This is a genomic window from Streptomyces sp. RKAG293, assembly GCF_023701745.1.
GTDB lineage: Bacteria > Actinomycetota > Actinomycetes > Streptomycetales > Streptomycetaceae > Actinacidiphila.
Genome location: NZ_JAJOZB010000001.1, coordinates 487,951 through 500,003, shown reverse-complemented (window position 1 = coordinate 500,003; position 12,053 = coordinate 487,951). Strand labels below are relative to the sequence as shown.

Annotated in this window: 14 protein-coding genes; 8 read left to right on the top strand and 6 right to left on the bottom strand. The window is 70.5% G+C overall.

Annotated elements, in window-relative coordinates:
* Positions 1 to 82: 82 nt before the first annotated feature.
* The 4 genes from LNW72_RS02150 (at position 83) to LNW72_RS02135 (ending at position 4,010) form a co-directional block, all read left to right on the top strand.
* Entirely contained in the window at positions 83 to 1,372 is a 1,290-nt protein-coding gene (locus LNW72_RS02150; protein WP_285369205.1) for an MFS transporter, read from the top strand.
* Positions 1,369 to 2,364: a hypothetical protein gene (locus LNW72_RS02145; protein WP_250973729.1), complete on the top strand. Its 996-nt coding sequence runs from the start codon at positions 1,369 to 1,371 to the stop codon at positions 2,362 to 2,364. The genes LNW72_RS02150 and LNW72_RS02145 overlap by 4 nt, the downstream gene beginning before the upstream one ends.
* Before the next feature lie 203 nt (positions 2,365 to 2,567).
* The gene (locus LNW72_RS02140; RefSeq protein WP_250973728.1) at positions 2,568 to 3,407 is read left to right on the top strand and encodes a methyltransferase domain-containing protein; all 840 of its coding nucleotides are present in this window, start codon (positions 2,568 to 2,570) and stop codon (positions 3,405 to 3,407) included.
* 216 nt (positions 3,408 to 3,623) lie between these two features.
* Positions 3,624 to 4,010: a hypothetical protein gene (locus tag LNW72_RS02135; protein ID WP_250973727.1), complete on the top strand. Its 387-nt coding sequence runs from the start codon at positions 3,624 to 3,626 to the stop codon at positions 4,008 to 4,010.
* Between the two features lie 111 nt (positions 4,011 to 4,121).
* Here LNW72_RS02135 and LNW72_RS02130 read toward each other — a convergent pair whose 3' ends face one another.
* On the bottom strand, positions 4,122 to 4,562 hold the full coding sequence (locus LNW72_RS02130; RefSeq protein WP_250979986.1) for a MarR family transcriptional regulator: 441 nt from the start codon (positions 4,560 to 4,562) through the stop codon (positions 4,122 to 4,124).
* Here LNW72_RS02130 and LNW72_RS02125 point away from each other — a divergent pair.
* Positions 4,512 to 5,102, top strand: a complete 591-nt coding sequence (locus tag LNW72_RS02125) for an NAD(P)H-dependent oxidoreductase (RefSeq protein ID WP_250979985.1) — start codon at positions 4,512 to 4,514, stop codon at positions 5,100 to 5,102. The genes LNW72_RS02130 and LNW72_RS02125 overlap by 51 nt on opposite strands.
* A gap of 95 nt (positions 5,103 to 5,197) precedes the next feature.
* Positions 5,198 to 5,515: an NIPSNAP family protein gene (locus LNW72_RS02120; protein WP_250979984.1), complete on the top strand. Its 318-nt coding sequence runs from the start codon at positions 5,198 to 5,200 to the stop codon at positions 5,513 to 5,515.
* A 108-nt stretch (positions 5,516 to 5,623) separates the two neighbouring features.
* On the opposite strand, the gene LNW72_RS02115 is transcribed toward LNW72_RS02120, so the two are convergent.
* Positions 5,624 to 6,172: an FABP family protein gene (locus LNW72_RS02115; protein ID WP_250973726.1), complete on the bottom strand. Its 549-nt coding sequence runs from the start codon at positions 6,170 to 6,172 to the stop codon at positions 5,624 to 5,626.
* A 254-nt stretch (positions 6,173 to 6,426) separates the two neighbouring features.
* Positions 6,427 to 7,650 (bottom strand): serine hydrolase domain-containing protein, encoded by a 1,224-nt coding sequence (locus LNW72_RS02110; RefSeq protein WP_250973725.1) that lies wholly within the window; start codon positions 7,648 to 7,650, stop codon positions 6,427 to 6,429.
* A 211-nt stretch (positions 7,651 to 7,861) separates the two neighbouring features.
* On the opposite strand from LNW72_RS02110, the gene LNW72_RS02105 reads away from it, so the two are divergent.
* On the top strand, positions 7,862 to 8,218 hold the full coding sequence (locus tag LNW72_RS02105) for a HEAT repeat domain-containing protein (protein WP_250973724.1): 357 nt from the start codon (positions 7,862 to 7,864) through the stop codon (positions 8,216 to 8,218).
* 256 nt (positions 8,219 to 8,474) lie between these two features.
* Here LNW72_RS02105 and LNW72_RS02100 read toward each other — a convergent pair whose 3' ends face one another.
* Together LNW72_RS02100 and LNW72_RS02095 are read right to left on the bottom strand one after the other, a co-directional pair.
* The gene (locus tag LNW72_RS02100; RefSeq protein ID WP_250973723.1) at positions 8,475 to 8,858 is read right to left on the bottom strand and encodes a VOC family protein; all 384 of its coding nucleotides are present in this window, start codon (positions 8,856 to 8,858) and stop codon (positions 8,475 to 8,477) included.
* A gap of 103 nt (positions 8,859 to 8,961) precedes the next feature.
* Positions 8,962 to 10,266, bottom strand: a complete 1,305-nt coding sequence (locus tag LNW72_RS02095) for a GNAT family N-acetyltransferase (RefSeq protein ID WP_250973722.1) — start codon at positions 10,264 to 10,266, stop codon at positions 8,962 to 8,964.
* A gap of 371 nt (positions 10,267 to 10,637) precedes the next feature.
* On the opposite strand from LNW72_RS02095, the gene LNW72_RS02090 reads away from it, so the two are divergent.
* A complete protein-coding gene (locus tag LNW72_RS02090; RefSeq protein ID WP_250973721.1) occupies positions 10,638 to 11,222 on the top strand; it encodes a TerD family protein in 585 nt (194 codons plus the stop codon).
* 118 nt (positions 11,223 to 11,340) lie between these two features.
* On the opposite strand, the gene LNW72_RS02085 is transcribed toward LNW72_RS02090, so the two are convergent.
* A complete protein-coding gene (locus tag LNW72_RS02085; protein ID WP_250973720.1) occupies positions 11,341 to 12,009 on the bottom strand; it encodes a DUF4097 family beta strand repeat-containing protein in 669 nt (222 codons plus the stop codon).
* Positions 12,010 to 12,053 lie beyond the last annotated feature (44 nt).

The following is a 12,053-nucleotide window of genomic DNA, read 5'->3' as shown; positions in this document are numbered from 1 at the left end:
CTCCTGCTCACGGGCCCGCCGGCCGGAGCGCTCCGGCCGGCGGCCCCCCGCCCCGTGAAGGCTCCCGCACGAGAGGACAGTCATGTACATCTCGACGAGCCGGGCCGCCGGCCCTCCATCCTCCGAGGTGACTGCCGCACCCGTTGTCCCTGCCGCTCCTGTCACCTCCGGCCGGCGCCGGGCATGGGCCGGCGTGGACTCCAACGTGCTCGCGCTCGGATCGGTCAGCCTGGTCACCGACATCTCCTCCGAGATGATCACCGCGGTGCTGCCGATGTACGTCATCTTCACCCTCGGCCTCAGCCCCCTGCAGTTCGGTGCGCTCAACGGCATGTACTTCGGGGTGACCGCCCTGGTCCGCGTCGCCGGAGGCCACGCCGCGGACCGCTGGCAGCGCCGCAAGCTGGTGGCGGGCAGCGGCTACGCGCTGTCGGCGCTGTGCAAGCTGGGCCTGCTCGCGGCCGGCTCCTCCGTACCCGGCCTCGGCGCGGTGATCGCCGCCGACCGTACGGGCAAGGGCCTGCGCACCGGCCCCCGCGACGCGCTGATCTCGCTGAGCAGCACTCCGGAGACACTGGGCCGCTCCTTCGGCGCGCACCGGGCACTGGACACCACCGGCGCCTTCCTCGGGCCGCTGGCGGCCTTCGCACTGCTGCTGGCCACGCCCGGCCGGTACGACACGGTCTTCGTGGCCAGCTTCTGCATCGCCGCGTTCGCGCTGGTGATCCTGGCACTGTTCGTCCGCGACCGTCGGCAGCCGCTGGAACAGCACGAGCGGGCGACCGTACGCGACGTGCTCGGCCTGCTGCTCCGGCCCGGATTCCGCCGGGTGGGCATCGGCGTGCTGCTGCTCGGCGCGGTGACGCTCAGCGACTCGTTCGTCTACCTCCTCATCCAGCAGCGCCTGGACATCTCCGCGGAGTACTTCCCCCTGCTGCCCCTGGGCACCACCGGCGTGTACCTGCTGATGGCGATGCCCCTCGGACAACTCGCCGACCGCCTGGGGCGCTTGCGGGTGTTCGTCGCCGGCTACGGGGCACTGCTTCTCGCCTACCTGGCGCTGTTCGGCCCGGTGGGCGGCCCCTTGCTGGTGATCACCACGCTCGTGCTGCACGGGCTGTTCTACGCGGCCACCGACGGGGTGCTGATGGCGGCCATCGGTCCGATGGTGCCCGAACACCTGCGGGCCGCCGGCATGTCGCTGATCCAGACCGGCCAGTCGCTGGCCACGCTGGCGTCCTCGCTGCTGTTCGGTGCCGCATGGTCGGCGTGGGGCCTGCACACCGCCCTCGCGGTGGCCCTCACCGTCCTGGCCGTCGCGATCGCGGCGGCGCTGGTGACCCTTCCCCTGCGTGAGGAGAGCCCGGCATGAGCGCCAGGAACCGGCTTCTGATCCTGCTGGTGACGGCCCTGGTCGCGGCAACCACCGTCACCGGGTACGTGCTGCGGTCGCGTGCCGACAGCGGTGCCGGCGGTGCGAGCGGGGTCGTACGGCTGGACACGGCCGGGCAGATCCTCTTCCGCGACACCGCGCCGGGCACCTCGTTCGGCCGGATCGCCTCGGTGCCCTTCGACCGCCCCGACGCGGCACGGACCACCGGCACGGTGCTGTGCGACCGGCTCTACGCAGCCCACGGCACCGGAATCTGCATGCAGCGCAAGGGCCCGGTCCCCTCCACCCACGTCACGGTGCTCGACCGCGACCTGCACCAGGTACGGCAGGTCAAGACCGAGGGCTTCCCCAACCGCGCCCGGGTCTCGGCCAGCGGGGCCATGCTCTCCTGGACGACCTTCGTCCAGGGCGACTCCTACCTGCGGGACGACTTCTCGACCCGGACCTCGATCCTCGACACCAGGACCGGCCACCTGGTCAACAGCATCGAGGAGATCCCGCTGACCCTCGACGGAAAGCCGTACCACGCCGCGGACCTGAACTACTGGGGCGTCGGCTTCGCTTCCGACGACAACACCTTCTACGCCACGGTCCGCACCTCGGGCCGCACCTACCTGGTCCAGGGCGACCTCCGGAAGTGGACCGCCCACACCCTGCGGACCAACGTCGAATGCCCGTCCCTGTCACCCGACAACACCCGCATCGTGTTCAAGAAGCGGGTCAACGCCAGCGCCAACAGGCCGTGGCAGCTCTACGTCCTGGACCTGGCGACCATGAAGGAGACCCCGCTGGCGGAAGAGCACAGCGTCGACGACCAGGCCGCCTGGCTCGACGACCACACCGTGATGTACGGGCTGCCCCGCCACGGAGGCGGCTGGGACGTCTGGGCCGCCCCCGCCGACGGCAGCGGCACCCCCCGCCTCCTCATCCACGACGCCAACTCACCGGCCGCGGTGACCCCACAGCGGTGACCCCACAGCGGTGACGCATTCCCCGCGGCTCCGCGGGAACTCACCACGCCCGGCGCGTCAGGAGGCGGCCCGCTGCGTTGCCGATCGGCGTGGTGGTGGCAACATCACCCGCCACGGGGGTTGTGCCGGCGCCGGAATGCGCCGATACCTGAGGGTGCGGTCCGCCGAGCGGCGGAGCGCTCTTCAGCATGGAGGTGGCGCAGATGACGCAGCGTTCCGGGGCGACGCAGCCCCCGATCCCGCCGGCGGTCCAGGAGACGTACGGTCCGGCGGATCTCGGTTCGCTGTCCCTGTTCGGCGGAGGCTTCATCAATTTCGGCTCCTGGCAGGGCATCGACCTGGAGCGGCCGCTGACGGAACAGGACCGCATCAGCAGTCAGCGGGCCCTGTACCGCCACGTGCTCAGTACCCTGGCCCCCAGCAAGGGAGAACGGGCCCTGGAGGTCGGCTGTGGGCTGGGAGTCGGTGCCGCGGTGGCGCTCGCGGAGTACGACGTCGCGCATGTCACCGGCATGGACATCCATCCACAGCAGCTCGAGCGCGCCGGGCGGGTCAACGCCGAGCTGCTGGCCCGCGAACCCGAGCAGTTGCGTTTCGTGCGCGGCGCTGCCGAGGAGATGCCGTTCGGCGATGGCGAGTTCGACTGTCTGTACAGTGTCGAAGCCGCCCAGCACTTCCGCGACCTGGGGGCGTTCGCCCAGGAGACCGCACGCGTGCTGCGGCCCGGTGGCCGCGCCGTCGTCGCCAGTTTCTTCGTCCCCGACGCCGATCCCGCCCGTGCCGGCCGGCTGGCCGAGCTGCTCGACACGTTCGCCAACGGCCTGGACGTTGCGCACAGCATCCCGACGCTGGTCGGCAGTCTGGAACGGGCGGGCCTGGCCGAGGTGCGCGTCACCTCGATCGGGGCGTCGGTGTGGCCCGGCTGGGACCGCTGGCTGGCGCGAACCTGGGAGCCGGGCACCTGGCCCCGCAACTTCCTGCGGGCCTTCGAGGAAGGGACCCTCGACTACTTCACGGTCACCGCGCAACGCCCCATGGCGTGACGGGCTCACATCGGGTCGACGGAGTCCTGTCCCGACCCCGGTCGCAAGCCGGCTCATCGTGAGACCGACGCCACCGATCGCGGCAGCGTGCCGATGTTCCCGGCGCCGGTCGGCGACCGTCTCGGGTTGAAGTAGCGCCGGCTGCAACCCGAGGGGTGGGCCACCGCACAGTAACCAGTGGAGGCCCGCGTCCGCGGACCCGGAGGGGGGACCGGCGTGAGTCCGTTCGGAATCGGCCGTGAACGTGAACAGCTCTTTGGCATCGTTCTGGCGAACGTGGACCGGGTCCATGAGGCCATCTGCGAGTGGATCATGAGCGGGCCGCGGCCGTCGGGTCTGGTGGAGGGGGAGTTCCCCGTACCCGACCGGGAATGGGTCGCTCGGCGCACGAACCTGACGGACGGCATGGTGCTCACCGCGTTGACCACGATCGCGGCAACCGGGGCCGTCAGCGTCCCTGCTCCCGGTGTCTGGCGCTTCAACCCCGACAGCGACACCCTCGACGCCGATGCCGCCCGGGAGCGGGCCACGACCGTCATCGACCTGTTCATCTCGTACGGCATACCCGCGGGGATACCGCGGCAGGCAGGGCCCGTCGACTGAGCGAGCGCCCAGCCGGCCGACTACGTCAACGTCAACTGGTTCGACTTCGGTCACCGGGGAGGACCGAGGGCCTCTCCGGGCCCGCCCCCTGGAGAGGCCCTCCGCGGACCGTCACGGTCCGGCGACGTCGCGCGGGTCGGATGTGGCGTCGCACGGGGCAGCGGCCACGTCCATGTCCCGGACGTCGCAGGCGATCCGGCTGAGCAGGGTGCGGAAGGCCTGGCGGTCACTCTCATCGAGTGTCTCCAGGAGCCGGCTCTCGGCTTCCCGTACCTGCCGCTGCAGCTGCCGGAGGGTGTTGACGCCCCGGTCGGTGGCGACGATCTTGCGCTGGCGGAGGTCGGCGGGGGTGAGCCGGCGCTCGACCAGGCCGGCCGTGACGAGGTCGTCGATCAGGTAGGTCATCACCGTGCGGTCGATCCCCAGGTACGTGGCCAGGGCGAGCTGATTCCGCTGGGCACCTCGGACGACGACGGCGAGCGTCTGGTAGCCGCGCGCGCCCTGCGGGACGTCGTCGAGGGCCGGCGCGACGACGGTCCGGTACGCGCGCATCAGGACGAGGAGGGAGAGGCCGAAGTCCGCCGTGAAGTCGACATCGCCTCGCGCCGCGACGACGCCACGTTCGAGCTCATCGATCTGCGTGACCACCCGCTGCCGCACCTCGACGAGCCACTGCCGCCGTCACTCGGCCAGTACCAGCACGATCACACCAAGCAATGGGCGGCCACGATCGCGCCGTTGGACGGGATCGTCATCGTGACGCCGGAGTACAACCACGGCATCCCCGGCTCGCTGAAGAACGCCATGGACTTCATCTACGCCGAGTGGAACAACAAGGCGGTCGGCTTCGCGTCCTACGGCGGGGTCGGCGGCGTGCGCGCCGTCGAACAGCTGAGGCTGGTCGCCGGCGAGCTCCAGATGGCCGACGTGCGCCAGCAGGTCACACTGTCGATCATCACCGAGTTCGAGAACTTCAGCGTCTTCAAGCCCGGCGACTACAACCTGTCCGCCCTGAACACGATGCTCGACCAGGTCATCGCCTGGAGCACCGCGCTTGCACCGCTGCGCTCGGCGTCGGCCGTCACCGCGTGAAACGCCGGAGCGCCTGAGCCGCCTGTCGAAGGGACGGCGGTTCGCAGTTCCCGCCCGGCTCGGACCCGCACGGGTGATGCGGCATCATGGCGCTCGTGATCACCATTCATCTGAAGTATGAGATCGACGCCGACAAGCTCACGGACTTCGAGGAGTACGGTCGCCGCTGGGTCCGGCTCGTCAACCGCTTCGGCGGAACGCACCACGGTTACTTCCTGCCGAGTGAGGGCGACAGCGATATCGCGTACGCCCTGTTCTCCTTCCCCGGCTTCGCGGAGTACGAGCAGTACCGCAAGGACAGCCTGTCCGACCCGGAATGCCAGGAGACGATGCAATTGGCCCGCACGACAGGCTGCATCAAGCGCTATGAGCGCCGCTTCCTACGGCCGCTTGACGGGGATGCCGGGCAGTAGGGTCCGCCGGCGCCGGGTACCCCGGTCGGCGGGGCGGCGTACGCAGACGCGCTGTCGGGGTACGCCGCCCCGGGGCGGGGACGAGACGCTGACGCGGTCGGACACCAGCTACTCGGCGCGCTCGCGGCGGAGCCGGGCCGCGAGGTGGTGCTGGAGCGGTTGGCCGACGGCCGCCAGGTCGTGGACGAAGTCGAGGGTGTCCTCGTCGGCCAGGGTGTAGCGACGGCGGGTGGCGGTGACCTTCTTGGCGGTGGGGGCGAGGGCCACCTGATCGGTGGCGAGGTCGATCACGCCTTCTGCGGCGCTCCCGACGGAGATCTCCGCGATGCCGGTGGGCTGGGTGATCAGAGCCTCGACGCGCCCCTCGGGCTGGATGCGCCACCAGCCGCACTCCCGGGCCGACGGCCGCAGCGGGGCGCCGTCCGCGTCGAGCAGCCAGGCGCGCGCCTCGTAGTGGAGGAAGGGCCGCCCGTCATGGCTGAAGGTGACCTCCTGTGCGTACTCGAACTCCCCACCGATCGTCGGATACCCGCCGCGGCCCCGGCCGGCCCAGGTCCCCAGCAACCCGCTCACCGGGGCGAGCAGTGCGTGTGGTGCGGGCGCTTCGTCCGGTCCGAGGGCGTCGGGAAACGGGTACTGCCGGGCGGGATCGAGCATGGTGTGCCCTCCTGGGTGGGTCGAGGCCGGTGCCGGGCCGGCACCGGCCCAGCGTATGTCTTTCGGATCATGGCGTGCGCGAGTGAGCCTCCCGCCCCTGGCAGGGTTGGGAGGCTCACTCGCATCGGGAACCCGGATCAGCGGTCGTCGTCCTCGTCCAGGTCCCACCGGACGCGCACGCTTGTCAGGATCCGTGTGTTGCTGTGCCGCATCGGCCTCGGGAGCCCCGGCACCGGTCTCCGTTCGGGGACGGCTCAGCCGAAGTCGGGGATCGGGTGGCCCGGGACGAGGGCGGCGGCGATGCGCTGGGTGATCGTCTGGGCCGTGTGGCCGTCAGGGGTGTGGGGGCCCTTGGTGGTCGAGACCGCGATGGCCAGGTGCTCGCTCGGGAGATAGGCCTGGGCGGCGGTGTAGCCGAAGAACAACGGGTGCTGGGAGATCCAGTCGTTCAGGACGAGCAGACCCATGCCGTAGTGGGTGGCTTCGGTGTTCGCGATACAGATCGTCGCCGGGCAGGTCTTGGTCGGGTGCCCCAGGCCCACCGTTCCCGGGTTCAGCAGTTCCTGGTACGCGGACGGGGAGAGCAACTCGCCCGAGCCGATGCCCACGGCCGAGCGGGCCAGGTCGCAGATGTCGGTGGTCTGTACCGCGCCGGGGGCGGTGCTCCATGAGGGGTTCCAGAAGCTGGACTCCTCGTACGTCCCGCGTTCGGCGGTGAAGGCGTGCAGGACGGGTGTCGGAATGTCGGGCGTGAAGCTGTTGCGGGTCTCGCTCAGGCCGAGCGGGCCCATGACCTGCTGCTGGAGCAGGACGTCGAGCGGCTTCCCGGTGATCTTCTCCAGGGCGGCGCCGAGGAGGACGAAGTTGGCGTGCGAGTAGCTCCAGTTGGTACCCGGCTCGTACCACAGGGGCTTGCTCGTCGAGATGGCCACCAGTTCCTTGGCCGTCCACTGGCGGAACGGGTCCGCGTAGACGGTGTCGGAGAATCCGGGGGAGGTGACGTAGTCGATGAGGCCGGACGTGGAGGCGCCGAGCATGCGCAGGGTGATCCGGTCGCCGTGCGGAAGGCCGGGCAGCCAGCGCGCGACGGGATCGTCGAGGCCGACCTTGCCCTCGTCGACCAGCCGCAGGAGCGCCGTGCCCATGTAGCTGATCGCGACGTTGCCGTTCCGGAAGTGCATGGCCGGCTCGGCCGGGACGCCGGTCATCGACTCGCCGAGCGCGGTGGTGATGACCTCGCGACCGTCGACCGTGACCCGCAGGATCACGGACTTGAGGTCCATCTCTGCCTTGGCCTGCTCGGCGATCCGCAGGATGTCCCGTGCCGGGCCGCGGTCGGGCCGCGGAGAACTGACGCAGGGTCGGTGGTGGCCGCCGTCGCCCGCCGCACCGCTGGCGGTCGTGATCGGGGCGCAGAGGGCGAGGAGGGCGGTGGCCGCGGCGAGGCGCAGCAGGGTGATCGGGCGGGCGGGTCTCATGGCCGCAGTATCGGCCGGGCGTTCCCGCGCACCGGCCCAGCAGCCCGCCGACCCGCACGAACATCACCCATCGGGCCCGCACTGGGGGTCAGGGATGTGGCGATCGTTCGCAGCGCCCGCGGTGGCGCAGTGCGTGGGCTTGGGCGCGTCGTTCCGATCGACGTGCGCATTTCGGGGTCACGGCCCCGGTCGTGGTCGTAGCCTGACGGGCGTGACGCAGAGGTTCCGTGAGGCGATGCGGTTGATGCGAACTCGCGATCCGCAACGCCGCGAGGACGGGTTCCACCAACTCCTCCCGCATGCCGCAGAGCATCTCGACGAGCTTCTCGAGCAGTTCGCACAGGAGCAGGACGATCAGGGTTTGCGCCGCTGGCTGCTCGAACTCATCGGGGCCGCCCGATCTCCCGCCGCTCTGCCGACTCTCGGCGCCCAACTCAACAGCCCCGACGAGGCCCTGCGAATCCGGGCGGCCGTCGGCCTGACCGAGCTCGACACCCGCGAGGCCCGGACCTTGCTCTGGAAAGCCCGCGCCAACAGCACGATCGAGTCGGCCGCCGTCAGAGAGTGAGCACGCGGACGAGCAACACCACCGACGTGCCCGCTGTGAACACGGACCCCGACATGGTGAACAGCAGGTCGACGGTCGCTACGTCCCACCCCGTGATCGCAAACCGGCGGGGGTCTTCCGGGTCGTATCGGGCCATTGCCATTCACGTTCCATGTGCTGTGCGACGCCTTTGCAGGGTCGCCGGTTGCGCGTGGGGTGACTGTGGCAGCCTGCCACCCCTGTTCATCGGGCTCGGGGCACGCGAGGACTCAGGTGGTCAGAGGGGCTGGAGCCGGGTGCGCAGGAGGCAGAATTCGTTGCCTTCCGGGTCGGCCAGGCAGTGCCAGCTCTCGGTGCCGGACTGGCCGACGTCGGCGGGCCTGGCGCCGAGGGCGAGCAGCCGTTCCAGCTCGGCGTCCTGGTCGCGGTCGGTGGCGTTGACGTCGATGTGCAGCGGGAGCTTCCCGGACCGAGGGTCGCTGCTGGGGCTGAGGACGAGGGTGGGCTGCGGGCCGCCGAAACCGGCGTCGGGCGGGCCGATCTCGATGCTTCCGTCGTCCTCCCGGCCGAGTTCGACGTAGCCGAGGACCCCGCTCCAGAACGCCGCGAGCCGCTCGGGATCGGCGCAGTCGATGACCAGTTCACTGATGCGGCATGCCATGCCCGTCAGTGTACGGAGAGAACCCGGGAGTCGATCGTCGGCCGCATGCTGAAGAGCGACGCGCCACGCGATCGCGTCCTGTGCGGGGTCGGCGAGCGCGGGGTCAGAACCAGTGCAGGCAGTGCGGGGAGCGTTCGGCGCGGAAGAGGGCGTCGGCGAGGGCGGCCGCGCCCGGGCGGTGGGCGCGGATGTGTCCGGCCCGCACGAGCGTGCTCGGGGCGGTGCCGCCGAGGTAGACCGAGCCCAGGTCGCTCACGTCCAGGGACAGGTCGGGCTCCCGGTCCGTCGGGACGCAGTCGGCCTTGCCGTCCCGGACGGTCAGCAGGTAGCGGCCGTGCTCGCCGAGGAACGGGTCGTCGACGTCGAGGACGAGCTCACCGTCCATGAACCAGCCGCGCGCGGTCAGCGCACGCGGGATGTCCAGCAGCCGCACCCAGAGCCAGTCGGTGTCGCCGCTCACCTCGCCGGCGCGGAAGTCCGCGAGCTGCCAGCGCAGCGGGTGGCCGGGCGGGAAGTGCTTGAACACGACCTGGGTCACCAGGTCGTGTTCGAGGACGAACCGGGCCAGCGCCGTGGAGACGGCGTCGGCGGTGGCGATGGTCTCGTCGACCGTCAAGGTGCCGGGTTTGTCGAGCGAGTAGCTGGCGTACCCGTCCGGAGTGCCGTCGGCGTCCCGGTGGACGGCGACATAGCGCGGCGCCGGAGAGATCGGGGGCTGCCCCGCGCCCAGGGCCCACCAGCGATGCGGCCGGGACAGCGCGCCGGGCTGTGCGCGTCGGTACCGGTCGTAGACCTCTTCGAGGATCTCGCCGCACTCGGCACGCCGGAGCAGCTCGATCGAGCCGGTGCCGGAGTCCTGGCCGGTGCCGGTGGTTGGGACGTCGGCCGATCCCGTGCCGGTGCCGGTGTCCGGGCCGGTGGTTGTGACGGTGGTTGAGACGTCGGCCGATGCGCGCGCCCGGGGGAGGGCGAGGGCCGCTCGGTGGCGCGGCACCGTCAGCCGCTGCGTGTAGGTCGCCGGCCCGTAGCCGAACCTGCGGTAGATCAGGGCCTGCGAGGCCAGCAGTACGGAGAGGAACTCCCCTCGGGCCCGCAGCTCGGTGAGCTGATGCCGCATCATCGCGCTGAGCACACCCTGCCGTCGGTGCGAGGGCAGGACGCCGACTGCGGTCACTCCGGCGGCCGGGGCGAGGATTTCACCGGGCAGGGTGAGCTCGAAGGAATACGCACCGGCAGTGCCGACGGGCCGCCCGTCCGCCGTCATGGCGAGCAGGTTGCGGTCCATTTCCAGCGCCGACCACCAGACCCCGCCGCCCTCGGTGGGGGTTTCCGGGAAGCGCCCGAACGCGGCATGGAGGGTGTCGACGAAGACGTCGAGGTCCTGGTCGGTCGTGGGACGGATCTCCATTGCTGCCGCTGTCTCCTCGAGCTACCGGCACCACGACTCATGGTGCCCCGCCACAGTGCAGCGTTGACGCGTGGCCGGGTCAAGCGAATTATGGCCGGGGCCCGCGGCCGGTCACGGCGCGGCCCGGCACCAGCTCGGCTCCGGGCGCCTTCGCGGATGTCACCGCGGTCATTGATGCGTCACAACACGCCACCGTACGTAACCGCCGACCCGTGCTCGCCCTCGAAGGGACCGCGGGCCGGTCGGTGACGACGCACCTCAGAGGTCTTGAAACGGCGCGGCGAGCGCTGCTTTCCTGGACCTGGTGGGCCGGTCGGCGATGGCACCAGGCACACTGCTGGTACGCAGTCTCATCATCAAGAGGATCACGCATGATCACGCTCACGAAGGAAGACGGCCCGGCGGATCTGGACGGGGTGACCCACCTGTCCATCGGGGTGTCCTGGGACCCGACCGTCGGAAGCAGCGGTGGACTGATGGGGAAGCTCCGGCAGAAGACCGGCACCGACCTCGATCTGATCGCCATCGCCATGCAGGGGACGGAGCCGGTGCGGCTGGCCGGGCTGGACTCCCTGGATCCGCTGGGCAACGGATCGTTGGTGCACAGCGGGGACAACCAGACCGGCCGTGGGGAGGGCGACGATGAGACGGTGACCGTCGACTTCGCCCGGGTGCCGACCAACATCACCTCCATCGTGTTCGTCGCCGCCGCGTACAAGAAGCACAGCGCCTTCCAGAAGGCGCGGAACATCAGCTTCAAGGTGTACGACGCGACGGGCGGCAGCACCCAGCAGGTCGCCGACATCTGGCCGAGCCTGCTCAGCAACGACAACGGGTGCGCCGTGGCCAAGGCGATCCGCAACGGCGCGGGCTGGAAGCTCCAGGTGATAAACGAGACCGGGAAGATCAAGCAGGGCGACGAGATGGCCCTGATGCGCTTCGCGATGAGCAAGTAGGAGAAGTTCGGGCGGGAGCGGGAGCGGGGCCCACGGAAGCGATGCTGTTGCGTACCGCCTGGCGGATGTAGGCCACCGCAGCCTGTTCGCTGCGGTGGCCTGGTCGGTCGCGTAGGAGTCAGAGGCTGTGGGCGGTGATGTTGCCGTGGGCGCTGGTGGCGTGGATGGCCAGGTCGGCGGTGCCCTCGGTGTTCTTGAGTGTGTTGTGGATGCGGCCGTAGGTGGTGCCGGCGTCGAGGCTGGCGGAGACTCCGCGGGCGGCGCCGACCGAGATCTCGCCGGCCTGGGTGTGCAGCGTGACGGTGCCACGGGCGGCTTCGGTGATGCGGATGTCGCCCCTTGCGGTGCTGATCTGCGCGGGGCCGCCCAGCCGGCCGATCTCGACGTCGCCGTCGATCGCGGTGAGGCGGACGCTTGCGGCCTCGTCGAGCTTGATCTGGCGGTACGCGCCGTCGAAGGCGACGTCGCCGAGGCGTCCGACACCGCGGAGCTCGGAGCTGGCGGTCTTGGCCTCGATGTGAGAGCCGGCGGGCAGTTGGACGGTCACCTCGATGGATCCGCTGTTGCCGAGGACCCGGTTCTTCGCCGGTGAGGCCTCGATCCGCAGGACGTCGTGGTCGTATGCGACCGTGGTCTGTTCCGCCGCCTTCACGTCGCGGCTCTTCGTGGGGTCCGCCGGCAGGATCTCGACGGTGGTGTCGGCGCGGTCGGCAGCGATGAACCGGACGCGTCCCGCGGGGATGTTCAGGACGGCGGAGATCGGGGTCGGGGTGTCGAACTTCTGCATGATGTTCTCCTGCAACTCGTTGTTTCCGATGAGGGAAACGCTAC

Excerpts from the sequence above, each read along its gene's own strand:
- LNW72_RS02150 (WP_285369205.1), top strand. The coding sequence starts at position 83 with ATGTACATCTCGACGAGCCGGGCCGCCGGCCCTCCATCCTCCGAGGTG.
- LNW72_RS02145 (WP_250973729.1), top strand. The coding sequence starts at position 1,369 with ATGAGCGCCAGGAACCGGCTTCTGATCCTGCTGGTGACGGCCCTGGTC.
- LNW72_RS02140 (WP_250973728.1), top strand. The coding sequence starts at position 2,568 with ATGACGCAGCGTTCCGGGGCGACGCAGCCCCCGATCCCGCCGGCGGTC.
- LNW72_RS02130 (WP_250979986.1), bottom strand. The coding sequence starts at position 4,562 with ATGCGCGCGTACCGGACCGTCGTCGCGCCGGCCCTCGACGACGTCCCG.
- LNW72_RS02115 (WP_250973726.1), bottom strand. The coding sequence starts at position 6,172 with ATGCTCGATCCCGCCCGGCAGTACCCGTTTCCCGACGCCCTCGGACCG.
- LNW72_RS02110 (WP_250973725.1), bottom strand. The coding sequence starts at position 7,650 with ATGAGACCCGCCCGCCCGATCACCCTGCTGCGCCTCGCCGCGGCCACC.
- LNW72_RS02100 (WP_250973723.1), bottom strand. The coding sequence starts at position 8,858 with ATGGCATGCCGCATCAGTGAACTGGTCATCGACTGCGCCGATCCCGAG.
- LNW72_RS02095 (WP_250973722.1), bottom strand. The coding sequence starts at position 10,266 with ATGGAGATCCGTCCCACGACCGACCAGGACCTCGACGTCTTCGTCGAC.
- LNW72_RS02090 (WP_250973721.1), top strand. The coding sequence starts at position 10,638 with ATGATCACGCTCACGAAGGAAGACGGCCCGGCGGATCTGGACGGGGTG.
- LNW72_RS02085 (WP_250973720.1), bottom strand. The coding sequence starts at position 12,009 with ATGCAGAAGTTCGACACCCCGACCCCGATCTCCGCCGTCCTGAACATC.